This is a genomic window from Streptomyces vinaceus, assembly GCF_008704935.1.
In the GTDB taxonomy this organism is placed as follows: Bacteria; Actinomycetota; Actinomycetes; order Streptomycetales; family Streptomycetaceae; genus Streptomyces; species Streptomyces vinaceus.
In genome coordinates this window covers 3736210-3761032 of the sequence record NZ_CP023692.1, presented here as the reverse complement: position 1 = coordinate 3761032, position 24823 = coordinate 3736210, and the positions used below count along the sequence as shown (strand labels likewise).

The following is a 24823-nucleotide window of genomic DNA, read 5'->3' as shown; positions in this document are numbered from 1 at the left end:
GAGGTCGGCGCCGTATGCATGTTTCGCATCTCTCACTGGCCGACTTCCGCTCGTACGCCCGGGCCGAGGTTCCCCTCGACCCGGGCGTCACGGCTTTCGTGGGCCCCAACGGCCAGGGGAAGACCAACCTGGTCGAGGCCATCGGCTACCTGGCCACGCTCGGCAGCCACCGCGTCTCCTCGGACGCGCCCCTGGTCCGCATGGGCGCGGACCGGGCGGTCATCCGCGCGGCCGTCACCCACGGCGCCCGCCAGCAGCTGGTCGAGCTGGAGCTGAACCCCGGCCGCGCCAACCGCGCCCGCATCAACCGGTCCTCGCAGGTCAGGCCCCGGGACGTGCTCGGGATCGTCCGCACGGTGCTGTTCGCTCCGGAGGACCTGGCCCTGGTGAAGGGGGACCCCGGGGAGCGCCGCCGGTTCCTCGACGAGCTCGTCACCGCCCGCTCGCCGCGGATGGCGGGGGTCCGCTCCGACTACGAGCGGGTGCTCAAGCAGCGCAACACCCTGCTGAAATCGGCGGCGATGGCCCGCCGGCACGGCGGCCGCTCCATGGACCTCTCCACCCTCGACGTCTGGGACCAGCACCTCGCGCGCGCGGGCGCGGAACTGCTGGCGCAGCGTCTCGACCTCATCGCGACGCTGCTGCCGCTCGCGGACAAGGCGTACGAGCAGCTCGCGCCCGGCGGCGGACCGCTCGGGCTCGCGTACAAGTCCTCGGCGGCCGGCGAGGCCGACGAGGCCGTGGACGGGGGCGGGGCCCGTACCCGCGAGGCCCTGTACGAGGTGCTGCTGGCGGCCCTGGCCGAGGTGCGCAAGCAGGAGATCGAGCGCGGCGTGACCCTGGTCGGCCCGCACCGCGACGACGTGCTGCTGCGCCTGGGCGACCTCCCGGCCAAGGGGTACGCGAGCCACGGCGAGTCCTGGTCGTACGCGCTGGCCCTGCGACTGGCCTCGTACGAGCTGCTGCGCTCGGAGGGCGCCGAGCCGGTGCTGATCCTCGACGACGTCTTCGCCGAGCTGGACGCGCGGCGCCGCGAGCGGCTGGCGGAGCTGGTGGCCCCGGGCGAGCAGGTACTGGTGACGGCGGCGGTGGACGACGACGTCCCGGGGGCCTTGGCCGGGGCCCGTTTCGGGGTGTCCGGCGGTGAGGTGACCCGGCTGTGAGCGGCGAAGAGAAGGAACCCGGTACGACCGGCCCCCGCAAGGTCCCCGAGCCCTCGGGCGTGGACCTCGCCCGGCAGGCGCTGGCGGCCGCCCGCGAGCAGGCCCGGGCCCGCGGCAACGCGGCCGGCGGGAAGAACAAGCACCGGCCCGGCCTGCGCTCGGGCGCCCGCGCCGACGGCCGCGATCCGATGCCGCTCATGGCGGCGCTGGACCGCCTGCGCACCGAGCATGGCTGGGAGATGCCGATGGCGGTCGCGGGCGTGATGGAGCGCTGGCCGGAGATCGTCGGCCCGGAGATCGCGGCGCACTGTGAACCGGACCGCTACGAGGACCGTGAACTGGTCGTGCGCTGTGATTCCTCGGCGTGGGCCGCGCAGCTGAAGCTGCTGGCCCCGCAGCTGGTGGCCCGGCTCAACGCGGACCTGGGCCAGGGCACGGTCAGGATGATCAAGGTCCAGGGTCCGGGCGGGCGCCCGAAGCGGTACGGGCCGCTGCGCGCGCCGGGCAGTACGGGTCCGGGGGACACGTACGGATAGGCCGTGCCCGCGTGGCGTCCCTCACGGTAGCGGGAGGTTGACAGGCCGAAGCGCTGCACGCCCGTGTGAGCCTCTTTGAGCCCCTTCCCGGATATGGGGAGTCGGAGAGAGGAGGTTCAGGGCGGCACATGCGGACTCAGGTACCGGCAAACCCCCATTCATGTCCGTGGTACCGGTAGACTGAAGCGAATCCCGCCCGCTTGCGGGATCTAGCTGATACACGCTGACAACGCAGATCGACGCAGCCGCTCCTGCTTGCATGCCTGCTGGCCCGGAGTACGGCCTGTGCTGTGCCAGAAAGGGCGCTTCGTGGCCGATTCCGGCAACCCCAACGACAACCAGTCCACAGCCGGCGAGAACGGCGAGGTCACCGCCTCGTACGACGCCAGTGCGATCCAGGTCCTGGAGGGCTTGGACGCGGTCCGCAAGCGGCCCGGCATGTACATCGGCTCGACCGGTGAGCGCGGGCTCCACCACCTCGTGTACGAGGTGGTGGACAACTCCGTCGACGAGGCCCTGGCCGGGCACGCGGACACCATCGACGTGACGATCCTCGCCGACGGCGGTGTGCGGGTCATCGACAACGGCCGCGGCATCCCGGTCGGCATCGTGCCGTCCGAGGGCAAGCCGGCCGTCGAGGTCGTCCTGACGGTCCTGCACGCGGGCGGCAAGTTCGGCGGTGGCGGCTACGCCGTCTCCGGCGGTCTGCACGGCGTCGGCGTCTCCGTCGTGAACGCCCTGTCGACCAAGGTCGCGGTCGAGGTCAAGACGGACGGCCACCGCTGGACCCAGGACTACAAGCTGGGCGTGCCGACGGCCCCGCTGGCCAAGAACGAGGCGACCGACGAGCACGGCACGTCCGTCACGTTCTGGGCCGACGGCGACATCTTCGAGACGACCGAGTACTCCTTCGAGACGCTGTCGCGGCGCTTCCAGGAGATGGCCTTCCTCAACAAGGGCCTGACCCTGAAGCTGACCGACGAGCGCGAATCGGCCAAGGCGACCGTCGGTGCGGACGACCCCGAGGCGGACACGGCCGAGCCCACCGCGCGCACCGTCACGTACTACTACGAGGGCGGCATCGTCGACTTCGTGAAGTACCTGAACTCGCGCAAGGGCGAGCTCATCCACCCGACCGTCATCGACGTCGAGGCCGAGGACAAGGAGCGCATGCTCTCGGTCGAGATCGCGATGCAGTGGAACTCGCAGTATTCGGAGGGCGTCTACTCCTTCGCGAACACGATCCACACGCACGAGGGCGGTACGCACGAGGAGGGCTTCCGCGCGGCGCTGACGGGTCTGGTGAACCGTTACGCGCGCGACAAGAAGCTGCTGCGCGAGAAGGACGACAACCTCGCGGGCGAGGACATCCGCGAGGGTCTGACCGCGATCATCTCGGTCAAGCTGGGCGAGCCCCAGTTCGAGGGCCAGACGAAGACCAAGCTGGGCAACACGGAGGCCAAGACCTTCGTGCAGAAGGTCGTCCACGAGCACCTCAACGACTGGTTCGACCGCAACCCGGTCGAGGCCGCGGACATCGTCCGCAAGTCGATCCAGGCGGCCACGGCCCGCGTCGCGGCCCGCAAGGCCCGCGACCTGACCCGTCGCAAGGGCCTGCTGGAGAGCGCCTCGCTGCCGGGCAAGCTGTCCGACTGCCAGTCGAACGACCCGACCAAGTGCGAGATCTTCATCGTCGAGGGTGACTCCGCCGGCGGCTCCGCGAAGTCCGGCCGCAACCCGATGTACCAGGCCATCCTGCCGATCCGCGGCAAGATCCTGAACGTCGAGAAGGCCCGGATCGACAAGATCCTCCAGAACACCGAGGTCCAGGCGCTGATCAGCGCCTTCGGCACCGGTGTGCACGAGGACTTCGACATCGAGAAGCTCCGCTATCACAAGATCATCCTGATGGCGGACGCCGACGTCGACGGCCAGCACATCAACACCCTGCTGCTGACCTTCCTCTTCCGCTTCATGCGGCCGCTGGTCGAGGCGGGTCACGTGTACCTGTCCCGCCCGCCGCTGTACAAGATCAAGTGGGGCCGGGACGACTTCGAGTACGCGTACTCGGACCGCGAGCGCGACGCGCTGGTGGAGCTCGGCAAGCAGAACGGCAAGCGGATCAAGGAAGACTCGATCCAGCGCTTCAAGGGTCTGGGCGAGATGAACGCCGAGGAGCTGCGCGTCACGACCATGGACGTGGACCACCGCGTGCTCGGCCAGGTCACCCTCGACGACGCGGCCCAGGCCGACGACCTGTTCTCGGTGCTCATGGGCGAGGACGTCGAAGCCCGGCGCTCCTTCATCCAGCGCAACGCCAAGGACGTTCGGTTCCTCGACATCTGAGTCGGCCTCCGCTGACCGCCGCCTGAAAGGACTTCTGACCAGCAATGGCCGACGAAACCACCCCCACCGCCGAGAATCCCGCGGAGGAGCAGCCCGTGCTGCGCATCGAGCCCGTCGGGCTCGAGACGGAGATGCAGCGCTCCTACCTCGACTACGCGATGTCCGTCATCGTGTCCCGCGCGCTGCCCGACGTACGGGACGGCCTCAAGCCGGTCCACCGCCGCGTGCTGTACGCGATGTACGACGGCGGTTACCGGCCCGAGAAGGGCTTCTACAAGTGCGCCCGCGTCGTCGGCGACGTCATGGGCACGTACCACCCGCACGGCGACAGCTCGATCTACGACGCCCTGGTCCGCCTGGCCCAGCCGTGGTCGATGCGCATGCCGCTGGTGGACAGCAACGGCAACTTCGGCTCCCCGGGCAACGACCCGGCGGCCGCGATGCGCTACACCGAGTGCAAGCTGATGCCGCAGGCCATGGAGATGCTCCGGGACATCGACGAGGAGACCGTCGACTTCACGGACAACTACGACGGCCGCAACCAGGAGCCCACCGTCCTGCCGGCGCGGTTCCCGAACCTGCTGGTGAACGGCTCCGCCGGTATCGCGGTCGGCATGGCGACCAACATCCCGCCGCACAACCTGCGCGAGGTCGCGGCGGGCGCGCAGTGGGCGCTGGAGCACCCGGAGGCCACGCACGAGGAGCTCCTGGAGGCGCTGCTGGAGCGCATCAAGGGTCCTGACTTCCCTTCGGGCGCCCTGGTCGTGGGCCGCAAGGGCATCGAGGAGGCGTACCGGACCGGTCGCGGCTCCATCACGATGCGCGCGGTGGTCGAGGTCGAGGAGATCCAGAACCGCCAGTGCCTGGTGGTGACGGAGCTTCCGTACCAGACCAACCCGGACAACCTGGCGCAGAAGATCGCCGACCTGGTGAAGGACGGCAAGATCGGCGGCATCGCCGACGTGCGCGACGAGACCTCCTCGCGCACCGGCCAGCGCCTGGTGATCGTGCTCAAGCGCGACGCCGTCGCCAAGGTCGTGCTGAACAACCTGTACAAGCACACCGACCTCCAGACGAACTTCGGCGCGAACATGCTGGCGCTGGTGGACGGCGTGCCGCGCACGCTGTCGATCGACGCGTTCATCCGCCACTGGGTGCAGCACCAGATCGAGGTCATCGTCCGGCGTACGAAGTTCCGCCTGCGCAAGGCGGAGGAGCGGGCGCACATCCTGCGCGGCCTGCTCAAGGCGCTGGACGCGATCGACGAGGTCATCGCGCTGATCCGGCGCAGCAACACGGTCGAGATCGCGCGCGAGGGCCTGATGGGCCTGCTGGAGATCGACGAGATCCAGGCCAACGCGATCCTGGAGATGCAGCTGCGGCGCCTGGCGGCCCTGGAGCGGCAGAAGATCGTCGCCGAGCACGACGAACTCCAGGCGAAGATCAACGAGTACAACGCGATCCTGGCCTCGCCGGAGAAGCAGCGTTCGATCGTCAGCGAGGAACTGGCGGCCCTCGTCGAGAAGTACGGCGACGACCGGCGCTCCAAGCTGGTCCCCTTCGACGGCGACATGTCCATGGAGGACCTGATCGCCGAAGAGGACATCGTCGTCACGATCACGCACGGCGGCTACGTCAAGCGCACCAAGACCGAGGACTACCGCTCGCAGAAGCGCGGCGGCAAGGGCGTGCGCGGCACGAAGCTGAAGCAGGACGACCTGGTCGACCACTTCTTCGTCTCCACCACGCACCACTGGCTGCTGTTCTTCACGAACAAGGGCCGGGTCTACCGCTCCAAGGCGTACGAGCTGCCGGACGCCGGCCGTGACGCCCGTGGGCAGCACGTGGCCAACCTGCTGGCCTTCCAGCCGGACGAGAAGATCGCCCAGATCCTCGCGATCCGCGACTACGAGGCCGCCCCGTACCTGATCCTGGCCACCAAGGGCGGCCTGGTGAAGAAGACGGCGCTCAAGGACTACGACTCGCCCCGTTCGGGTGGTGTCATCGCGATCAACCTCCGGGAGACCGGCGCCGACGGTGCCGACGGTGCTGCTGACGAGCTGATCGGCGCCGAGCTGGTCTCCGCCGAGGACGACCTGCTGCTGATCAGCAAGAAGGCGCAGTCGATCCGCTTCACGGCGACCGACGACGCGCTGCGTCCGATGGGCCGCGCCACCTCGGGCGTGAAGGGCATGAGTTTCCGTGAAGGTGACGAACTGCTCTCCATGAGCGTGGTGCGGCCCGGTACGTTCGTCTTCACCGCGACCGACGGCGGCTACGCCAAGCGGACGCCGGTCGACGAGTACCGCGTCCAGGGCCGTGGCGGTCTGGGCATCAAGGCCGCGAAGATCGTGGAGGACCGCGGGTCGCTCGTCGGCGCGCTGGTGGTGGACGAATCGGACGAGATTCTCGCCATCACGCTCGGCGGCGGTGTGATTCGTACGCGAGTCAACGAAGTCAGGGAGACCGGCCGTGACACCATGGGCGTCCAGCTGATCAACCTGGGCAAGCGCGATGCCGTGGTCGGTATCGCTCGTAACGCCGAGGCCGGTCAGGAAGCTGACGAGGTCGAGGAGACCGACGCAGCCGAAGGACAGGCCGCCGAGGCCGCCGAGGGCACGCAGCCCTCGGCCGGGGAGCACGAGGAGTAAGTCGTGAGTGGAGCCACGGGCGCCGGACCGGCCAAGACTGGGGAGGACGGTACCCGTGGCCCCGCCGCGGACTCCCCGGACACCCCGGACGGTGGCGCCGAGGCCGTCGAGGGCAGGGGGAGAACCGTGACGGACACCCGCAAGCCGCAGCCGGAGAAGGCCGCCGCCGCTGCCGGCGCGGCCGCACCCGGCCGGCCGCCGGAGCAGCCGTACCACCCGCCGCAGGCGTACGCGGCGCCCCAGGCGCCGGGTGCGCCGCGGGGGGCCGGGGACGCCGCGGCGCAGCGCAAGGCGCGTACGGGGGCCCGTACGACGCCCAGGACGCGCAAGGCGCGGCTGCGGGTGGCCAAGGCCGACCCGTGGTCGGTGATGAAGGTCAGCTTCCTGCTGTCGATCGCGCTGGGCGTGTGCACGATCGTCGCGGCGGCGGTGCTGTGGATGGTCATGGACGCCATGGGCGTCTTCTCGACCGTCGGCGGCACCATCAGCGAGGCGACCGGGTCGAACGAGAGCAACGGCTTCGATCTCCAGTCGTTCCTGTCGCTGCCGCGCGTTCTGATCTTCACGTCGGTGATCGCGGTCATCGACGTGGTGCTGGCGACGGCTCTGGCCACCCTGGGCGCGTTCATCTACAACTTGTCGGCGGGCTTCGTCGGCGGTGTGGAGCTCACGCTCGCCGAGGACGAATGACCGCTGATTGACCTGCGGGGACTGCCCCGGGGAACGGATTTTGGCGGGACCGTGTCTGTGCGCTAATCTTCAGGAGTCAGCGCGCAGCGCGGATGGGGCTATAGCTCAGTTGGTTAGAGCGCATCCCTGATAAGGATGAGGCCACAGGTTCAAATCCTGTTAGCCCCACAGTGAATGAAGACCCCCAGGCCCTTGGCCTGGGGGTCTTCTTCGTAGGGTCGGTTGGGGCCTTCCCAGGTCACCGAACGGTATCGGTGCGTGTGTATTGTTGGCCGTCAGAAGTCCCCAACGTCAATGAAAGACGAGGTCGCGCGGTGAAGAAGCTGCTCCTGGTCGCACTGGCCGCCATCGGCGGGCTCCTCGTGTACCGCCAGATCCAGGCGGACCGCGCCGAGCAGGACCTGTGGACGGAGGCAACTGACTCCGTGCCCTCTGGTTCCGGTGTGTGAGACCCAAAGCTGATCTCATGAAGCCCCGGCTGCCGCTGCGGCCGGGGCTTTGTGCTGTTCTGTGACGAAAAGTTACGTTATGCAAAGATTTCGCTTGCGCTAGCAAAATCGGGGTGGCGTGATGGGGCGGGTACGGACGACGGTGCTGGTGGGGGCGGCGGCCCTGGGGCTGGCCGGGGCCCTTCCCGGGGCGGTGCGGGCCGCCACCGTTCCCCCGCAGCCGGTGCCGGCGTACCAGGGCGCCCAGGGGGCCCAGCGGATCCAGGGCGGGCCCGGCAGCGCGGACGCGCCGCTCGTGGCGGCCGGGCGGGCGTACGCCGACACCCTCGCCCCGGGCGAGCGCTACTACCGGCTCAATCTCGACGACGCCTCCAGCGTGTACTTCTCCGCCGTGGTCCAGCCCCCGCGCGGCGCCAAGGTCGGCTACGGCGACGGCCTGGAGGTCGAGATCATGACCAAGGAGGGCGAGCGCTGCCCGGACGACCGCGGCCGGGCCGGCTTCGGCTACGACCCCGTCCCCCTCGGCGCGGTGGCGGTCCGCCGGCTGGAGGAGGACGCCGAATGCCAGGGCGCCGGCGTCTACTTCGCGAAGGTCGTCCGCACCGCGGCCAAGGACTCCGACCAGGCCGCGTGGCCGGTGGAACTGCTGCTCCGGCGCGAACCCGGCCTCGCCGCCGGCAGCGCCCCCACCACCGCGCCCAGCGTCTGGCCCTCCGCCTCGCCGACGCTGCCCGGCAGCGAGCCGGAAGCGCGCAGCGGGGGCACCGGCTTCAACGACGCCCGGGCGCTGGGCAGCGGGGTCTGGCGCGACGACCTGAGGCCCGGACAGACCCGCTTCTACCGGGTCCCGCTCGACTGGGGCCAGCAGTTGGGGCTCGGCGCGGAGCTCGCCGACGCCAGGATGACCAAGTCGTACGGATCGGCGCCGGGCGGGCTCACCGTCGCGCTGTACAGCCCGTACCGGGGCCTGATCGAGGACAAGGGCATCGCGTACGGGGGCAAGCAGGCGGGGCTCACCCTGCCGAGGACGGCGCCGGTGGCGTACGAGAACCGGTTCTCGGACACCGCGGGGGTACGGGGGGTCCGGGTGGCGGGCTGGTACTACGTCGCCGTGACCCTGGGCGGGAAGGTCGCCGAGTTCACGCAGGACGCGAGCCCGGTGCCGCTGACGCTGCGCATGGACGTGACGGGGGCCCCGGCCAAGGCCCCCGCGTACCGGGAGAGCCTGACCGCGGCCGGGTTCGGGGTGGGCGCGGACGACCGGGCGGCCGCCGAGGACGGGCTCACCGCCCCCGAGGCCGCGCAGGCGGCCGAGGGGCGCTCGGTGATGCGGGTGGTGGCGGGCGCGGGCTTCGGCGCCGGGACGGTGTTGCTGCTGGTGCTCGGCGGCTGGTACCTGCTGGCCCGGCGCGGGAGGCGCGCGTAGAGCTCAGAGCCGGGTCAGGGCCCAGACGCCCACCGCGAAGCACAGCAGGGCTGCGGTGAGGATCCCGGCGGCGACCTTCGGCGGGGGCGGGGCGATCCCCCCGGTCCGTACGGGCGTCGGGTGCGGGGCGTCGGCGGCGGGAGCGGCGCCGGAGCCGGAGTCGGAGCCGGCCGTGGTCGCGCCGGGGCGTACCGGCGGCGGGAGGTGGAAGCTGCCCGTCTCCGAGGGCCCGAACACCCCGGCCGGCGGTGGCCCGAACCCCGCCGGGGCGACGGGTGCGGCCACCGCGGCCGCCTGAACGGGCACCCCCGCCGCCGTGGGCGATCCGGGGGTCACCGCGGCCGTGCTCTGCGGCCCCTGGGGCCCGAAACCGGCCGGGAGCGGGCCCAGTTGGTCGAACACCTCCACCGGGTCCTCGTCGGGTGCGGGCGGCGGGAGCAGCTCCACGGCCCCGGCAAGGGCCTTGCGGGCCCCTGTGGCGGTCCTGAAGCGGCTGTGGGGGTCCGGCTGGAGGAGGTTCGCGACGACGTCCCACAGCGGCGCCGGCACGCCCTCGGGGGCGGCGGGGGTGCCATGGGCGAGGAAGTGCTCCACCAGCGCCCGGGAATCGGGTTTGGCGCCCCGCAGGAGGTAGAGGGCGACCAGGCCGACGGCGAAGAGGTCGGCGGGGAAGTCGGGTTCGGAGCCGAGCAGTTGTTCCGGGGCGACGTAGCCGGGCGTGCCCACCACGTGGTCGGTCTCGGTGAGGCGCGGCTCGCCCTTGCGCATCGAGATCCCGAAGTCGGACAGCCGCAGGTGCGGCCGTCCGGATCCGGTGGCCTCCATCAGGACGTTGGCCGGCTTGATGTCGCGGTGGACGACGCCTTCCGCGTGCACCGCCGCCAGCCCGGACAGGAGCTGGTCGAGCAGCGTGCAGACGAAGCGGGGCGGCAGCGGGCCGTAGTCCCCGATGACGTGGGCGAGGGAACCGCCGGCGACGAGGTCCATCGTGAACAGGACCTTGTCGTCGTCCGCCGCCCAGCTGGCCGGGGCCAGCACGTGCGGGTGGTCGATGCGCAGGGCCTGCTCCCGGACGAAGCGGAGCAGGGTGTGGGCGTCGCCGTGCCGCAGGACCTTGGCGGCGACGTACCGGCGGCGCCGGTGGTCCCAGGCCCGCCACACGGCGCCCGCGCCACCGCTCCCGATCGGATCGATCAGCTCGTACCGACCGGCGAAGATCTCACCCATCGCTGCGCCCGTCCCCCGTCCCCCGTCCCGTGCGCATGTCCCGTGCGCATGTCCCGTGCGTTCTCGTGCGCCTCGCGAATGCGTCCCGTGCCGTCGTGCTGCCGTGCCGCCCTGTTGCCGTACCGCCGTGCCGCCGTGCCGGGTCAGTTCTGGTGCGACTCGTAGTGGGCGACCGCGTCCGCGGTGCGGCCCGCGCCGTACACCCTGAGGAACTCGGCCAGTTCGGGATGGCTGGGGGCGAGGGAGTCGGCCGCGTCGATGATGTCGCCGGCCGCGGAGACCGAGCGCAGCAGCGACTGGATCTCGCGGACGACGCGCTTGACGGTGGGCGCTCCGGAACTGGTGGTCGTCTGGCCGCTGTTGCTGAGGACGGAGCCTCCCTGGGTCTTCTTGATCTCGTCCATCCGGTCGGTGGCCTCGGCCGCGCTGACGCTTCCGTCCGCCACCTGGCCCGCGAGATCCTGGAGGGCCTGGACGCGCTGCACCACGGCCGGGTTCCCGATCTTGGCCCGCTGGCCGCTCATCAGCTGGGACAGCATGGGCGCCGACAGTCCGAGGACGGCAGCGAGGCGGGCCTGGTTCAAGCCGAGGTCATCTATGAGCCGGCGGAAGAGAGCGCCCAGGGGCTCCCCGTACCAACTGCGCTGAAGCTCTCTGGCTCTGGCCGTGGCCTCTTGCTGAACAGCGTCCACTCTTACTACTCCCCTACTTCGCTGGTGCGAACCTCGCGAGCATCTTACGGAGCGTGGTCGCGTGGCGGGAGCCCCCATAATTTTGCGAGATGCGGGGGTACACCCGGTACTCTGTTCTGCGGAACGGCCACACCTTCACGGGAGGCGGTCGCGTCCATCTTTTCGGGGCTTTAGCTCAGTTGGTAGAGCGCTGCCTTTGCAAGGCAGATGTCAGGAGTTCGAATCTCCTAAGCTCCACAGCACCAGAGGCCACCTGACCAGCGGAAACGCCGGTCAGGTGGCCTCTTTGCGTGAGGCGGCGCGCCTGCCGGCGCCCCCGGTCAGAGGTCGATCCAGTACCGGCGCTTGGGGCCCACGAGGGTCTCGCGGACGTCCTCCAGGACCCCGCCGCCCCGCTCGATCGTGCGCACGGAGCCCGTGTTGCCGGGGTCGCACGTCAGGAGTACGCGGTCCATCCCCAGGAGCCGGGCCTCGTACAGGACCGCGCCGAGGGCCCAGCCGGCCAGCCCGCGCCGGCGGGCGGAGGGCCGTATCCCGTAGCCGATGTGGCCGCCGGCGTCGAGGAGGAAGCCGTTCAGGTAGTGGCGCAGGTCGATGGCGCCCAGATAGGTGTCGCCCTCGGCGATCCACCAGTACGTGGCGTGCACGCGGCCCTGCTCCAGGGGCCGGGTCCGGTCCCCGTACCCGCGCAGCCGCTCCGTCCAGGCGGCGAAGCCCTCCGGGCTGTCCACGTCGTCTTCGGAGCCGAGCCCGGCGCCGTCCATGTGGTCCTCGGGGCCCCATTCCGCGCGGGCTTCGAGCCAGGAGGCGTGCAGACGGGGGGAGGGGAGGACGAGCTCGGGCATCCGTCGACGGTAACAGGCGGGCGCCGCCCTGCCGGGTCGCCCGGTTGGCCCTGTCACAGGGCCGGGCGGCCCGGGCTGGCCGACAGTGGGGGAAGGCACCGAGCCAGGGGGCGACACCACGCCGGAGGCGTACAGACACATGGGACTCTTCGACTTCCTCAAGTCCGACAAGAAGAAGCACGAGGCCGCCGAGAAGGCCGCGGCGACCGCGTCCGCCGACTACGCGGCGAAGTACGCGGACGCCGTGTCGGCCACCAAGGCCGCCGCCGAGCGCATGGCCGCCGCCGCCCCGCCGAAGCCCGCGCCGGCTCCGCCGAAGGCGGCCCCGGTACCGCCGAAGCCGGCCGCGGCCGCCGCCGGGCATCCGCACCACACGCCGACGCCCATGTCCGCCGCGCACAAGGCGGTCCCCGCGGCCCCGGCCGGTGGGCCGACGCAGGCCGCCGCGAAACGTACGTACACCGTGCGGGCGGGCGACTCGCTCTCCTCGATCGCCCGCCTGGAGCTGGGCAACGAGGCCCGCTGGCGCGAGCTCTACGCCATGAACCGGGGCGTCATCGGATCGAACCCCGAGCTGATCCACCCCGGCCAGGTCCTCACCCTGCCCCACTAGGGGCACGACGGACGGCGGGAGGGCCCGGATCCGTCGATCCGGGCCCTCCCGCCGTGCGAGCCCGTCAGGGCCCGCTCACTCGTCCGGCGTGCCGTTGGAGGTCTCGCGCTCCTTCGCCGCCAGCTCGTCGTCGAAACTGGCCGGCTCCCGCTCGCGCGAGAGCTCGGTGGCGGCCGGCGGCTCGACGAGCCAGTCCGGGTTCGACTGCTGGTCCCACCACCGCCACGCCAGGTACGCCCCGGCGGCCAGTACGCCGACCACCGCCGTGAACTTGAGCGCCCGGCCGGCCCGGCAGCGCCGCTCGTGGCGCTTCACCAGCTTCTGGACCTCCTTGGCCGACACCTGGCCGCGCAGCGCCGCCAGCGCCGCCGTCGACCGGGACGCGGCCTCCTCGGCCACCGGCTGGGCCGCGGCCAGCGCGCTCTCCAGTCTCGGCTGCGTGTAGTCGGCCGCCTGCCGCGCCGCCCGGCGCGTGTGGTGCACCGCCATCGTCGCCGCCCGGTCCACGTTCGGGGGCACGTGCGTGCGGGCCGCCCTCATCCTCGGGTGCAGATGCTCGTCGTACGCCGTACGGGCCTGCCGGGCCGCCTCGGCGGTCGCGTACGACACCTTGGGTGCCAGCCGCTCGTTCGCCTCGGCCGCGTAGTGTGCAGCGGCGTCCCTGGCGGCCGCTGCGTACGGCGCCACCGCTTCCGCTGCGTGCCTCGCCGTTTCCCTGGCGCTTTCGGCGGCCAGGTGCACGCTGTCCTTGCGGGTCACAGGATCCTCCTCCTCGGTGGCGGACACAGTTCACCTTTCCACCCTTTGTCGGATCATGCCTGCCTTACCGCCGGGCGGCATGCGTGACAGGGCATACGGGTGGAGGATTTCTGTGCCGTGCGGCGCTCCGTGGGAGGATCTGGAACCGACAGTGACGACTATGGAAGGCAGATCCGTGGCCGAGAAGCTCTACGCCACCCTGAAGACGAACCACGGCGACATCGAGATCGAGCTCCTGGCCAACTTCGCTCCGAAGACGGTCAAGAACTTCGTGGAGCTGGCCACGGGCGCCCGCGAATGGACCCGTCCCACCGACGGCCAGAAGACCACCGATCCGCTGTACGACGGCACCGTCTTCCACCGCGTCATCAGCGGGTTCATGATTCAGGGCGGCGACCCGCTCGGCAACGGCACCGGCGGCCCCGGCTACCAGTTCGCCGACGAGTTCCACCCCGACCTGGCCTTCACCAAGCCGTACCTGGTGGCCATGGCCAACGCCGGCCCGGGCACCAACGGGTCCCAGTTCTTCATCACCGTCGCGCCCACCGCCTGGCTGACCCGCAAGCACACCATCTTCGGCGAGGTCACCGACAAGGCCAGCCAGAAGATCGTGGACGACATCGCGGGCCTGCGCACGAACCCGCGCACCGAGCGCCCCCTCGACGACGTGATCATCCAGTCCGTCGTCGTCGAGAAGCGCTGACCCTCCCGTACGGGCACACCGGGAACCTTTCCGCCCCGCCCGTCCGTCCTGCATGCGTGGAACCCGCCGGGGCCACAGCCGGACGACCGGCGGGGTGCACCGCCCGCCCCGCCGCTGACCGAGGGGACCGATGGACACCGACCGTCTGCCGGGCTGCTACCGCCACCCGGACCGCGACACGGGGATCCGCTGCGCGCGCTGCGAGCGCCCCATCTGCCCCGAGTGCATGATCAGCGCCTCGGTCGGCTTCCAGTGCCCCGACTGCGTCCGCGACGGCTCCGGTACGGGGCACGCCCCCGCGGCGAACGTGCCGCGCACCGTCGCGGGCGGGGTGGTCTCCGCCGATCCGCACCTCGTCACCAAGGTCCTGATCGGGATCAACGCCGCGGTGTTCCTGGTGGGCCTGCTCGCGCCGGCGGTCGTCGTCCAGCTGGAGCTGCTGGGGCGGTACGTCGAGTACTTCGGCGGCCCGGTGGAAGGGATTTCCACCGGCCAGTACTACCGGCTGCTGAGCTCGGTGTTCCTGCACGTGGAGTGGTGGCACATCGGGGGCAACATGCTGGCCCTGTGGGTGATCGGCGGCCCGCTGGAGGCGGCTCTGGGCCGGGTCCGCTACCTCGCCGTGTACCTGCTGTCGGGGCTGGGCGGAAGCGCCCTCGTCTACCTGCTGACCGCGCCGAACACGCCGACCCTCGGCGCCTCCGGCGCGATCTTCGGCCTGCTCGGCGCGACCGTGGTGCTGGTGCGCCGCCTGCGCTACGAGATGCGGCCGGTCATCACCATGGTCGTGCTCATGCTGGTGCTGACCTTCGTACCCTTCGGCGGCAGCCTGTCCGTGTCCTGGCAGGCCCACATCGGGGGCCTGGTGACCGGTCTGCTGGTGGGTCTGGGCATGGTCGGACCGGCCGCCGGCAGGACCCGCACGCTGATCCAGTGGGGGACCTGCGCTGCGGCGTTCCTGCTGGCAGCGGCGGTGGTCCTGATCCGTACGGCCGAACTCACCTGATCACACCGGCGTCAACACTCCACAGAGTTATCCACAGATCTTCTGTCTTTTCCTCAGGTGTGGATGACGCTGTGGATAACTCATGGGGAGAGCTTGTCGGACCCGGTGCGCGTGTGCTGTGCGGCGTCCGACCGGGGACCGGCTACTTCCACTGCGTGGACACGCCGAATCCCGCCGCGATGAAGCCGAATCCGACCACGATGTTCCAGTTGCCCAGCGCCTCGATCGGCAGCTGGGTCTCTGTCACGTAGAAGACGACGATCCACGCGAGACCGATCAGGAAGAACGCCAGCATGACCGGGGCGACCCAGCTGCGGTTGGTCAGCCTGATCGTCTGCGCCTGCTTCGCCGGCGGCGGCGTGTAGTCGTCCTTCTTGCGGATACGTGACTTCGGCACGAGGGGCTCTCCTGTCGATGCGCTGGGGACCTTGCCTGCCCCGGGCGTCCGTTAGCGTAGTGGACCTGTGGCGTTGAAGGAGAAGGGTACGTTGAGCAATTCCGACGACTCCTCCGCGGGTCCCCGTCGCCGGGCCAGGCCGGTCCGGCTGCTGACGGCCGCCGTTTTCGCCCTGGCCGGTCTCATCTTCGTCACCAGTTTCAACACGTCCAAGGGTACGAACATCCGGACGGACGCCTCGCTCCTCAAGCTCTCGGACCTCATCCACGAGCGCAGCCAGAACAACGCGCTGCTCGAACAGAGCACCGCCGCCGTCCGCGACCGGGTGGACACCCTCGCCGAGCGCGACGACGGCAGCACCAAGGCCGAGGACGCCAAGCTCGCCGCCCTGCGCATCGCCTCCGGCACCGAGGCGCTGTCCGGCAAGGGCCTCACCGTCACCCTGAACGACGCCCCGCCGAACGCCGCCGCCCGCATTCCCAACGTGCCGGAGCCGCAGCCCAACGACCTGGTGATCCACCAGCAGGATCTCCAGGCCGTGGTGAACGCCCTGTGGCAGGGCGGCGCCCAGGGCATCCAGGTCATGGACCAGCGGCTGATCGCCACCAGCGCGGTGCGCTGCGTGGGCAACACGCTGATCCTCCAGGGGCGCGTCTACTCGCCCCCGTACAAGGTGACGGCGGTCGGGGACCCGGCCGCGCTGCGCAAGGCGCTCGCCGCCTCCCCGGCCCTGCAGAACTACCAGCAGTACGTGACGGCGTACGGGCTCGGCTGGAAAGTGGACGAGCACAAGGAGCTGACACTCCCCGGCTACTCCGGCACAGTGGACCTCCACTATGCGAAGCCGCTGGAATCCGCCTCCGCGAGCAGTACGCCGTGACGTCGTACTGCGCCTGGTGGTGCGGACGGTCAGCGAGGTCTGCCTGACGGCGGGCACGCTGATCGTGCTGTTCGTGGCGTACGTCCTGCTGTGGACCGGGGTCAAGGCCGACCGGGCCATGGACGGGGAGATGGCCCGGATGCGGGACGGCTGGGCCGCGGCGCCGGCCGCCGCGGCGCCCGCCACCCCCTCCCCGGCCCCGTCGGCGACCCCCTCCGCCGCCCCCGCGGCGTCGCCGCAGCCCGCGCCCCCGGCGCGGGACCAGGCCGCCTACCCGGCCGGCCGGGCCTTCGCCGAGATGTACATCCCGCGCTTCGGGCCGGACTGGAACAAGCCGGTCCTGGAGGGCACCGGCACGGAGCTGCTGAAGAAGGGCCTCGGCCACTACGCGGGCACCGCGCCCCTCGGCGGCACCGGGAACTTCTCGGTCGCGGGCCACCGGCGGACGTACGGCGACCCCTTCAAGGACTTCCCCGAGCTGCGCCCGGGCGACGCCGTGATCCTCAAGGACGCGAGCACCTGGTACACGTACACGGTCCGCAGCGAGCCGCTGCGCACCCTGCCCACCGACGTCGGGGTGGTCGACCCGGTGCCCCGCCGTTCTCCCTTCACCGGCCCGGGGCGGTACCTGACCCTCACGACCTGCGATCCGGAGTGGGGCCACAGCCACCGGCTGGTCGTCTGGGCGGAGCTGACGCAGACCCGCACGGCCGCCCAGGGCCGCCCGGAGGGTTTGCGGAGCTGACCCACCCGGCCGGGTCACTGGCTTTAGTCTGTTCGCGTACCGCCCCCGCGGTGCGGTGGTCGATCGTGGACGGATAGGAAACAGACGGCATGTACGGCTGGATCTGGCGGCATCTGCCGGGCAACGCGTGGATTCGCGCGCTGATCTCCCTCGTACTGGTCCTCGGAGTGGTCTTCGTGCTCTTCCAGTACGTCTTCCCGTGGGCCGAGCCGCTCCTCCCGTTCAACGACGTAACGGTGGACGAGGGATCGGGAGCCACTCCGTGAGCGCGCGCATTCTGGTTGTCGACAACTACGACAGCTTTGTCTTCAACCTGGTCCAGTACCTGTACCAGCTCGGCGCGGAGTGCGAGGTGCTGCGCAACGACGAGGTCGAACTCGCCCACGCGCAGGACGGCTTCGACGGCGTGCTGCTGTCGCCCGGACCGGGCACGCCGGAGCAGGCGGGCGTCTGCGTCGACATGGTCCGCCACTGCGCCGACACCGGCGTCCCGGTCTTCGGCGTGTGCCTCGGCATGCAGTCCATGGCCGTGGCGTACGGCGGGGTCGTGGGCCGGGCCCCCGAACTGCTGCACGGGAAGACCTCGCCGGTGGTGCACGAGGGCCTCGGCGTCTTCACGGGGCTGCCCTCGCCCTTCACGGCGACCCGCTACCACTCGCTCGCGGCCGAGCCGCAGACCCTGCCGGACGTGCTGGAAGTCACCGCGCGCACCGAGGACGGGATCATCATGGGGCTGCGGCACCGGGAGCACGACGTCGAGGGCGTGCAGTTCCACCCCGAGTCGGTGCTGACCGAGTGGGGCCACCGGATGCTCGCGAACTGGCTGGTGCGCTGCGGGGACGCGGGGGCCGTCGAGCGCTCGGTGGGGCTGGCCCCGGTGGTGGGCAAGGCCGTCGCGTGACCGCGGTCGCGCCGTCCGCGCCCACGGAGGGCCGGGCCGCGCGGCGCAGGGCAGCTCAGGAGGCCGCGAAGCGCGCGCGCAGGCGCGGCGGGGGCCGTCGGCGCAGGCGGCCCGCGTCGGGCGGCCCGGTGGTCGTCCTGAGCCGGCTCGCCGGGGAGCTGTTCATCACCCTGGGCGTGGTGATGCTGCTGTTCGTCGCCTACCAGCTCTGGTACACGAACGTACTGGCGGAGCGGACGGCGAACGGGGCGGCCGGCTCGCTGCGCCAGAACTGGGAGCGGGCCCCGGACGGGGCCGCCGCCGCCCCGCAGGTCTCGGCGTTCGAGCCGGGGCAGGGTTTCGCGATCCTCCACATCCCGAAGCTGGACGTGAAGGTGCCGGTGGCGGAGGGGGTCAGCAAGCCGAAGGTGCTCGACAAGGGAATGGTCGGGCACTACGGGGACGGTCCGCTGAAGTCGGCGATGCCGGCCGACAAGCAGGGTAATTTCGCGCTGGCGGGCCACCGCAACACCCATGGCGAACCGTTCCGCTTCATCAACCGGCTGGTGCCGGGGGACCCGGTCGTGGTCGAGACCCGGGACGCGTACTACACGTACGAGATCACCTCGTCGCTGGCGCAGACACCGCCGACGAACGTGTCGGTGATCAAACCCGTGCCGGAGGGATCGGGATTCACCGCCCCGGGCCGGTACATCACGCTGACGACCTGCACTCCCGAGTTCACGAGCACCTACCGGATGATCGTATGGGGCAGGATGACCGACGAACGCCCCCGCAGCCAGGGCGCTCCGCCCGCCCTGGCCAGCCCGTAAGGACGAACAAGCAGTGTCACGTGCCGCGTCGCCGTCGCCGCCGCCGAGCCGCAGTGTGCTCGCCGGGTTCCTGAGCCTGCTGGGCGAGTTCCTGATCACGGTGGGCCTCGTCCTCGGCCTGTTCGTCGTGTACTCGCTGTGGTGGACGAACGTGCTCGCGGACCGGCAGGCGGCGGCGCGCGGCAACGAGATCCGCCAGCAGTGGCAGACCGCGCCGGGCGCGAACGGGGCCGCGGCGCCGGGGGCGCTCGACACCCAGGACGGCATCGGCTTCCTGCACGTCCCGGCGATGAAGAACGGCGAGGTCCTGGTCAAGAAGGGCACGGCGCCGGACGTCCTCGACGACGGCGTGGCCGGGTACTACACGGACCCGGTGAAGGCGGCCCTGCCGTGGGAGGCCTCGGGGAACTTCGCCCTGGCGGCGCACCGGGACGGGCACGGCGCGAAGTTCCACGACATCGACAAGGTGAAGAACGGCGACGCGGTCGTCTTCGAGACGCGGGACACCTGGTACGTGTACAAGGTCTTCGCGGAGCTGCGCCAGACGTCGAAGTACAACGTGGACGTGATCTCGGCGGTCCCCAAGGAATCGGGCCGGACGGCGCCGGGCCGCTTCATCACGCTGACGACCTGCACGCCGGTGTACACGTCGAAGTTCCGGTACATCGTGTGGGGCGAACTGGTGCGTACGGAGAAGGTCGACGCGCAGCGCACGCCCCCGGCCGAGCTGCGCTGACACGCGAAAAAGCCCCGGTGAGCGGCTCTGAGGCCGCTCACCGGGGCTTTCGCGCGCTCCGGGCCCCGGGGGGCGTCCCGGCTAGTTCCGGCCGCCCGTGAGGCCGCCGAACCAGCCGTTGCCGCCGTTGTTGCCGTTGCCGCCGTCCTGCTGGCCGGCCAGCGTCGTGACGTTGATGACGCGGCCCGCTTCGACGGGGGTGCCCGCCGGGGGATCGCTCTGCACGATGACCGCCTTGTCGTCCGTCGGGCCGCCGATGACCTGGAGGTTCAGGCCGCGGGTGGCGAGGTCCGCCTTGGCCTGCGCGACCGTCTTGCCCAGCAGCTGCGGGACCTGGGTCTGCTGCGCGGCCTTGGCGATCTGGATGTTGACCGTCGTGCCCACCGCGAGCTGCTCACCCGCCTGGTACTGCTGCTGGACGACCGTCTTCGGCTGGGCGCCCGGGGAGTCGACCTCCGTCTGGCTGCCGAGCTTCAGCTTGGCGTCGTTCAGCGCCTTGATCGCCGCCTCCCTGGTCTTCCCGAGGAGGTCCGGCATCTCGGCCTTCGCCTGTTCCTTGGCGACGGTCAGCGTGACGGTCGAGCCCTTCTGGGCCGTGCCGCTCTTGGGGTCCTGGTCCAGGACGGTGCCGGCGGGCCGGTCGGACTCCTGGGTCTTCTTGTCGACCGCGAAGCCCTTCTCCTTGAGCGCCTTCTCCGCGTCCTCGAACTTCAGGTTGACGACGTTGGGCACCGGCAGGTTCGGTGCGCCCGAGGAGACCTTGACCTTGACCGTGGAGCCCTTGTCGGCCTTGGTGTCCGGTGCCGGGTTCTGCGAGCAGATGTTGCCCTTGGGCTGGTTGTCGCAGGGCTCGTCGGCTTCCTTCTCGACCTTGAGGCCGACGTTGTCGCCCGCCTTCTGGGCCGCCTCCAGGGTCTCGCCGATGAACTTGGGCACGTTGGGCCGGTTGTCGGCGCCGCCGCCGAAGACGGAGCGCCCGATCAGGATCGCGCCGACCAGGACGAGGATGCCGGCCGTGACCAGCAGGATCGTCGAGGCCTTGCTCTTCTTCTGCTGGCGGCGGCCGTGGCCGTTCTGGTCGTAGCCGCCCTGGCCCTGGCCCGGGTAACCGCCGTCGCCCGGGGGCATCGGCGGGAGCATCGAGGTCTGGCCGGCGTCGGCCGTGCGCAGGGCGGTGGTGGGCTGGTCGTAGCCCTGGTGTCCGTAGGCGTGCCCCTGGTCGGGGTAGCCGTAGCCGGGCGCCCCCATGGCCGCCGCGGCCGCGACGGGCTGGCCGTCGAGGCAGGCCTCGATGTCGGCGCGCATCTCGTCGGCGGACTGGTAGCGGTAGTCGGGGTCCTTGACCAGCGCCTTGAGGACGATCGCGTCCATCTCGGGCGTGATCTCGGGGTCGAAGTTCGACGGCGGCTGCGGTTCTTCCCGTACGTGCTGGTACGCGACGGCGACCGGCGAGTCGCCGATGAACGGCGGCCGGACGCTGAGGAGTTCGTACAGCAGGCAGCCGGCGGAGTACAGGTCGGAGCGCGCGTCGACCTGCTCGCCCTTGGCCTGCTCCGGGGAGAGGTACTGGGCGGTGCCGATGACGGCCGCGGTCTGCGTCATGGTCATGCCGGAGTCGCCCATGGCCCGGGCGATGCCGAAGTCCATGACCTTGACCTGGCCGGTGCGGGTGAGCATCACGTTGGCGGGCTTGATGTCACGGTGCACGATGCCGGCGCGGTGCGAGTATTCGAGTGCCTGGAGGATGCCGATGGTCATTTCCAGGGTGCGCTCGGGCAGCAGCTTGCGGCCGGAGTGCAGGAGCTCGCGCAGGGTGGAGCCGTCGACGTACTCCATCACGATGTACGGGATGGAGATGTTGTCGACGTAGTCCTCGCCGGTGTCGTAGACCGCGACGATCGCCGGGTGGTTGAGCGACGCGGCCGACTGGGCCTCGCGACGGAACCGGGCCTGGAAGGACGGGTCGCGGGCGAGGTCGGCGCGCAGGGTCTTGACGGCGACGGTACGGCCGAGCCGGGTGTCGTGGGCGAGGTAGACCTCGGCCATGCCACCGCGGCCGAGCACGTGGCTCAGCTCGTACCGGCCGCCGAGGCGACGCGGCTCTTCCATAACGTTGCAGCCCTCTCCGTCAGTCCCGACCGCACCCGTGTGTGGTCCGGCGGTGTGCTGTTCGCGCAAAGGCTACCGGCCGATCGTCGGTGATCGGTTCGTGACCACAGGCTGATACCGGACCGGTACAGTACGCTCGGATCCGGGCGGCAACAGTGATGTGGATCACTCCGGTTGGGCTCCTGCGCCCCTGCTGGTCCCTTGCGCCCGCCCGTCAGCCCTTGTTCTGGTTCTTCAGAACGGCTTCCATGACGGCCTTCGCGACGGGGGCCGCAAGACCGCCACCGGTGATGTCCTCGCGGTCGGCGTTGCTGTCCTCGATGACCACGGCGACCGCGACCGGGGAGCCCTTGTCCGTCTTCGCGTAGGAGATGAACCAGGCGTACGGGCGCTTGGCGTTCTTCTCGCCGTGCTGGGCCGTACCGGTCTTGCCGCCGACCGTGACGTTCTTGATCTTGGCCGAGCCGCCGGTGCCGTTCGGGTTCTCGACGACGTTCTCCATCATCTTCTGGAGCTTCTGCGCGTTGGCGGGCGAGAGCGGGCGGCTCATCTCCTGCGGCTCGTGCTTCTCGATGACGTCGAGGTTGGGGGCGGTGAGCTGGTCGACCATGTACGGCTTCATCAGCTTGCCGTCGTTGGCGACGGCCGCGGCGACCATCGCCATCTGGAGCGGGGTGGCGGCGGTGTTGAACTGGCCGATCGCGGAGAGCGAGTTGCCCGGCCGGTCCATGTTCTTGTCGTAGACGCTGGCGAACGCCCGGACCGGGGTGTCGATCTTGTCGTTGTTGAAGCCGAACTTCTGCGCCGTCTCCAGCATCTTGTCCTTGGTCACCTTGTCGGCGACGTTGGCGAAGACGGAGTTGCAGGAGACCTGGAGCGCGAAGTTGAGCGTCGCCTTCTCGCAGCCCTTCGCGTGGTTGACCATCGGCGTCTGGGTCGTCGGCAGCAGGAACGGCTCGGGGGTGTCCGTGGGCGCGTCGATGTCGGTGACGACGCCGTGCTCCAGCGCGGCCGCGGCGGTGACGACCTTGAAGGTCGAGCCGGGCGGGTAGGTCTCGCGCAGGGCGCGGTTGACGAGCTTCTTCTCCGGGCTGTCCTTCAGCTCGACCCAGGCCTTCTCGTCCGTCTTGGAGTTGCCGGCGAAGCTGGACGGGTCGTACGAGGGGGTGCTGACCAGGGCGAGGATGGCGCCGGTGCGCGGGTCGATCGCGGCCACGGCGCCGGTCTTGGTGTCGAGCTTTTCGTACGCGGCCTTCTGGACGTCCGGCATCAGCGTGGTGACCACGTTGCCGCCGGCCTTCTTCTCGCCGGTGAACATGCCGATGGTGCGGTCGAAGAACAGCCGGTCGTCGTTGCCGGTGAGGATCTTGTCCTCCAGGGACTCCAGCTGGGTGGAGCCGAAGGCCTGGGAGGCGTACCCCGTCACCGGCGCCCAGAGCGCGCCGTCGGTGTAGACCCGCTTGTACTTGTAGTCGCTGCCGTCGGTGGCCGCGGAACCCGTGATGGCCTGGCCGCCCGCGACGATGATGTTGCCGCGCTGCGTGGCGTACTGGGCGATCTGGACCCGCCGGTTCTCCTTGCGGGTGCTGAGGTCCTCGGCCTGGACGTACTGGAGCCAGTTGGTCCGGATCAGCAGCGCGAGGACGAGCAGCCCGCAGAAGATCGAGATGCGGCGCAGGGGCTTGTTCATGACGGGCGGACCACCTGGGTCATCTCGGAGTCGGGGGACGGAGCCGGGGCCGGGGCGGGGCGGCGTGCGGTGTCGCTGATCCGGATGAGGATCCCGATGAGGGCCCAGTTGGCGAGGACGGAGGAACCGCCGGACGCGAGGAAGGGCATGGTCATGCCGGTCAGGGGGATGAGGCCCATGACTCCGCCGGCGACCACGAAGATCTGCAGGGCGAAGGCGCCGGAGAGGCCGATGGCGAAGAGCTTGCCGAAGGGGTCGCGGGCGGCGAGGGCGGTGCGCACACCGCGCTCGATGATCAGGCCGTAGAGCAGGAGGAAGGCCATGACGCCCGCGAGGCCGAGCTCCTCGCCGACCGTGGAGAAGATGAAGTCGGAGTTGGCGGCGAAGCCGATGAGGTCCGAGTTGCCCTGTCCCCAGCCGGTGCCGAGGACCCCGCCGGAGCCGAAGCTCATGATCGACTGGCCGACCTGCTCGCAGGCGCCCGACTTGGTGTAGCAGGCGAAGGGGTCGAGCCAGGCGGTGACACGGGCCTTGACGTGGCTGGCCGTCGCGCCGACGACGGCCGCGCCGGCCACGCTCATGACCAGGCCGATGACGATCCAGCTGGTGCGCTCGGTGGCCACGTACAGCATGATCACGAACATGCCGAAGAAGAGCAGCGAGGTGCCGAGGTCGTTCTCGAAGACGAGGACGAGCAGGCTCATCGCCCAGATCATCAGGATCGGGCCGAGGTCGCGGCCGCGCGGCAGGTAGAGACCCATGAAGCGGCGGCTGGCCAGCGCGAGCGCGTCGCGCTTCACCATCAGGTAGCCGGCGAAGAAGATCGCGATGACGATCTTCGCGAACTCGCCGGGCTGGATGGAGAAGCCGCCGACGCTGATCCAGATCTTCGCGCCGAACACGTCGGCGCCGAGGCCCGGGATGACGGGCAGGATCAGCAGGACCAGCGAGGCGGCCATGGAGATGTACGTGAACCGCTGCAGCGTGCGGTGGTCCTTGAGGAGCACCAGTACGGCGGCGAACAGGGCGATGGCGAGCGCCGTGTACATCATCTGGCGGGGGGCCGACTCGGAGAAGTGGCCGAAGCTGCGCTTGGCCAGGTTCTGCAGCCGCTCCGACTGGTCGAGCCGCCAGATCAGTACGCAGCCGAGCCCGTTGAGCAGCGTGCCGATCGGCAGCAGCAGCGGGTCGGCGTACTTCGCGTAGCGGCGCACCACGAGGTGGGCGATGCCGGCGAGCACGGCGAGGCCGCCGCCGTAGGCGACCATGCCCGGCGGCAGCTTGCCGTGGATCGACAGGCCCACGTTGGCGTAGGCGAAGATCGGGATGACCACGGCGAACGCGAGCAGCAGGAGCTCGGTGTTCCGCCGGCTCGGCAGCTCGATGGCGCCGATGGTGGTCGTGTTGGTGACAACGCTCATGGTGTGGCAGGCCCCCTGTGCCCGCG

Annotated in this window: 23 protein-coding genes, 2 tRNA genes and 1 pseudogene; 18 read left to right on the top strand and 8 right to left on the bottom strand. The window is 70.5% G+C overall.

The window, feature by feature from the left end; translation table 11 throughout:
- Positions 1 to 14 precede the first annotated feature (14 nt).
- The 8 genes from recF to CP980_RS16825 all read left to right on the top strand — a co-directional run bounded on the left by recF (position 15) and on the right by CP980_RS16825 (position 9261).
- Positions 15 to 1163 (top strand): DNA replication/repair protein RecF, encoded by a 1149-nt coding sequence (gene recF / locus CP980_RS16860; protein ID WP_150528515.1) that lies wholly within the window; start codon positions 15 to 17, stop codon positions 1161 to 1163.
- Complete coding sequence (locus tag CP980_RS16855; protein ID WP_099890604.1) at positions 1160 to 1699, top strand: DciA family protein; 540 nt, start codon at positions 1160 to 1162, stop codon at positions 1697 to 1699. Before recF ends, CP980_RS16855 begins: the two co-directional genes overlap by 4 nt.
- Before the next feature lie 285 nt (positions 1700 to 1984).
- The gene (gene gyrB / locus CP980_RS16850) at positions 1985 to 4045 is read left to right on the top strand and encodes a DNA topoisomerase (ATP-hydrolyzing) subunit B (protein WP_123513571.1); all 2061 of its coding nucleotides are present in this window, start codon (positions 1985 to 1987) and stop codon (positions 4043 to 4045) included.
- A 44-nt stretch (positions 4046 to 4089) separates the two neighbouring features.
- Positions 4090 to 6696, top strand: coding sequence for a DNA gyrase subunit A (gene gyrA / locus CP980_RS16845; protein ID WP_099890600.1), 2607 nt, complete (start codon positions 4090 to 4092; stop codon positions 6694 to 6696).
- A 3-nt stretch (positions 6697 to 6699) separates the two neighbouring features.
- Positions 6700 to 7386 (top strand): DUF3566 domain-containing protein, encoded by a 687-nt coding sequence (locus CP980_RS16840; protein ID WP_123513569.1) that lies wholly within the window; start codon positions 6700 to 6702, stop codon positions 7384 to 7386.
- Positions 7387 to 7480: 94 nt separating this feature from the next.
- Positions 7481 to 7554: transfer RNA gene (locus CP980_RS16835), tRNA-Ile, on the top strand.
- Positions 7555 to 7700: 146 nt separating this feature from the next.
- Positions 7701 to 7835, top strand: a complete 135-nt coding sequence (locus tag CP980_RS35575; protein WP_208809277.1) for a DLW-39 family protein — start codon at positions 7701 to 7703, stop codon at positions 7833 to 7835.
- Positions 7836 to 7956: 121 nt separating this feature from the next.
- Positions 7957 to 9261 (top strand): hypothetical protein, encoded by a 1305-nt coding sequence (locus tag CP980_RS16825; RefSeq protein ID WP_150528514.1) that lies wholly within the window; start codon positions 7957 to 7959, stop codon positions 9259 to 9261.
- A gap of 3 nt (positions 9262 to 9264) precedes the next feature.
- On the opposite strand, the gene CP980_RS16820 is transcribed toward CP980_RS16825, so the two are convergent.
- Both CP980_RS16820 and CP980_RS16815 read right to left on the bottom strand, forming a co-directional pair.
- A complete protein-coding gene (locus CP980_RS16820) occupies positions 9265 to 10488 on the bottom strand; it encodes a serine/threonine-protein kinase (protein ID WP_150528513.1) in 1224 nt (407 codons plus the stop codon).
- A gap of 143 nt (positions 10489 to 10631) precedes the next feature.
- Complete coding sequence (locus tag CP980_RS16815) at positions 10632 to 11180, bottom strand: helix-turn-helix domain-containing protein (RefSeq protein ID WP_030292665.1); 549 nt, start codon at positions 11178 to 11180, stop codon at positions 10632 to 10634.
- Between the two features lie 164 nt (positions 11181 to 11344).
- On the opposite strand from CP980_RS16815, the gene CP980_RS16810 reads away from it, so the two are divergent.
- A tRNA-Ala gene (locus CP980_RS16810) sits at positions 11345 to 11417 on the top strand.
- A gap of 83 nt (positions 11418 to 11500) precedes the next feature.
- Here CP980_RS16810 and CP980_RS16805 read toward each other — a convergent pair.
- Complete coding sequence (locus CP980_RS16805; RefSeq protein ID WP_132758148.1) at positions 11501 to 12025, bottom strand: GNAT family N-acetyltransferase; 525 nt, start codon at positions 12023 to 12025, stop codon at positions 11501 to 11503.
- A gap of 139 nt (positions 12026 to 12164) precedes the next feature.
- On the opposite strand from CP980_RS16805, the gene CP980_RS35570 reads away from it, so the two are divergent.
- Positions 12165 to 12638: a LysM peptidoglycan-binding domain-containing protein gene (locus CP980_RS35570; protein ID WP_132758149.1), complete on the top strand. Its 474-nt coding sequence runs from the start codon at positions 12165 to 12167 to the stop codon at positions 12636 to 12638.
- Between the two features lie 75 nt (positions 12639 to 12713).
- Here CP980_RS35570 and CP980_RS16795 read toward each other — a convergent pair whose 3' ends face one another.
- Complete coding sequence (locus tag CP980_RS16795) at positions 12714 to 13397, bottom strand: DUF5324 family protein (RefSeq protein WP_165937319.1); 684 nt, start codon at positions 13395 to 13397, stop codon at positions 12714 to 12716.
- A gap of 175 nt (positions 13398 to 13572) precedes the next feature.
- Here CP980_RS16795 and CP980_RS16790 point away from each other — a divergent pair, with 175 nt between their 5' ends.
- Both CP980_RS16790 and CP980_RS16785 read left to right on the top strand, forming a co-directional pair.
- Positions 13573 to 14100 (top strand): peptidylprolyl isomerase, encoded by a 528-nt coding sequence (locus CP980_RS16790; RefSeq protein WP_099890585.1) that lies wholly within the window; start codon positions 13573 to 13575, stop codon positions 14098 to 14100.
- Between the two features lie 130 nt (positions 14101 to 14230).
- A complete protein-coding gene (locus CP980_RS16785) occupies positions 14231 to 15106 on the top strand; it encodes a rhomboid family intramembrane serine protease (RefSeq protein WP_099890583.1) in 876 nt (291 codons plus the stop codon).
- Positions 15107 to 15248: 142 nt separating this feature from the next.
- Here CP980_RS16785 and crgA read toward each other — a convergent pair whose 3' ends face one another.
- Positions 15249 to 15503 (bottom strand): cell division protein CrgA, encoded by a 255-nt coding sequence (gene crgA, locus CP980_RS16780; protein ID WP_030153143.1) that lies wholly within the window; start codon positions 15501 to 15503, stop codon positions 15249 to 15251.
- Between the two features lie 91 nt (positions 15504 to 15594).
- On the opposite strand from crgA, the gene CP980_RS16775 reads away from it, so the two are divergent.
- From CP980_RS16775 to CP980_RS16755, 6 genes and pseudogenes are all read left to right on the top strand, one after another.
- The gene (locus CP980_RS16775) at positions 15595 to 16383 is read left to right on the top strand and encodes a DUF881 domain-containing protein (RefSeq protein ID WP_132758153.1); all 789 of its coding nucleotides are present in this window, start codon (positions 15595 to 15597) and stop codon (positions 16381 to 16383) included.
- The gene (locus tag CP980_RS16770; RefSeq protein WP_150528512.1) at positions 16340 to 17128 is read left to right on the top strand and encodes a class E sortase; all 789 of its coding nucleotides are present in this window, start codon (positions 16340 to 16342) and stop codon (positions 17126 to 17128) included. The genes CP980_RS16775 and CP980_RS16770 overlap by 44 nt, the downstream gene beginning before the upstream one ends.
- Before the next feature lie 89 nt (positions 17129 to 17217).
- On the top strand, positions 17218 to 17394 hold the full coding sequence (locus tag CP980_RS35165; protein WP_099890577.1) for a hypothetical protein: 177 nt from the start codon (positions 17218 to 17220) through the stop codon (positions 17392 to 17394).
- Entirely contained in the window at positions 17391 to 18029 is a 639-nt protein-coding gene (locus CP980_RS16765; RefSeq protein ID WP_150528511.1) for an aminodeoxychorismate/anthranilate synthase component II, read from the top strand. Before CP980_RS35165 ends, CP980_RS16765 begins: the two co-directional genes overlap by 4 nt.
- Positions 18011 to 18841 (top strand): annotated as a pseudogene (locus CP980_RS16760) (class E sortase); the annotation flags it as partial. The gene CP980_RS16765 and the pseudogene CP980_RS16760, both read left to right, overlap by 19 nt.
- Before the next feature lie 13 nt (positions 18842 to 18854).
- Positions 18855 to 19577, top strand: a complete 723-nt coding sequence (locus CP980_RS16755) for a class E sortase (RefSeq protein WP_150528509.1) — start codon at positions 18855 to 18857, stop codon at positions 19575 to 19577.
- 81 nt (positions 19578 to 19658) lie between these two features.
- Here the strand turns inward: CP980_RS16755 and pknB are convergent, their stop codons facing one another.
- The 3 genes from pknB to CP980_RS16735 form a co-directional block, all read right to left on the bottom strand.
- Positions 19659 to 21686, bottom strand: coding sequence for a Stk1 family PASTA domain-containing Ser/Thr kinase (pknB, locus tag CP980_RS16750; protein ID WP_132758161.1), 2028 nt, complete (start codon positions 21684 to 21686; stop codon positions 19659 to 19661).
- Between the two features lie 214 nt (positions 21687 to 21900).
- A complete protein-coding gene (locus tag CP980_RS16740; RefSeq protein ID WP_132758163.1) occupies positions 21901 to 23376 on the bottom strand; it encodes a peptidoglycan D,D-transpeptidase FtsI family protein in 1476 nt (491 codons plus the stop codon).
- A complete protein-coding gene (locus CP980_RS16735) occupies positions 23373 to 24797 on the bottom strand; it encodes an FtsW/RodA/SpoVE family cell cycle protein (protein ID WP_123513551.1) in 1425 nt (474 codons plus the stop codon). The genes CP980_RS16740 and CP980_RS16735 overlap by 4 nt, the downstream gene beginning before the upstream one ends.
- Positions 24798 to 24823 lie beyond the last annotated feature (26 nt).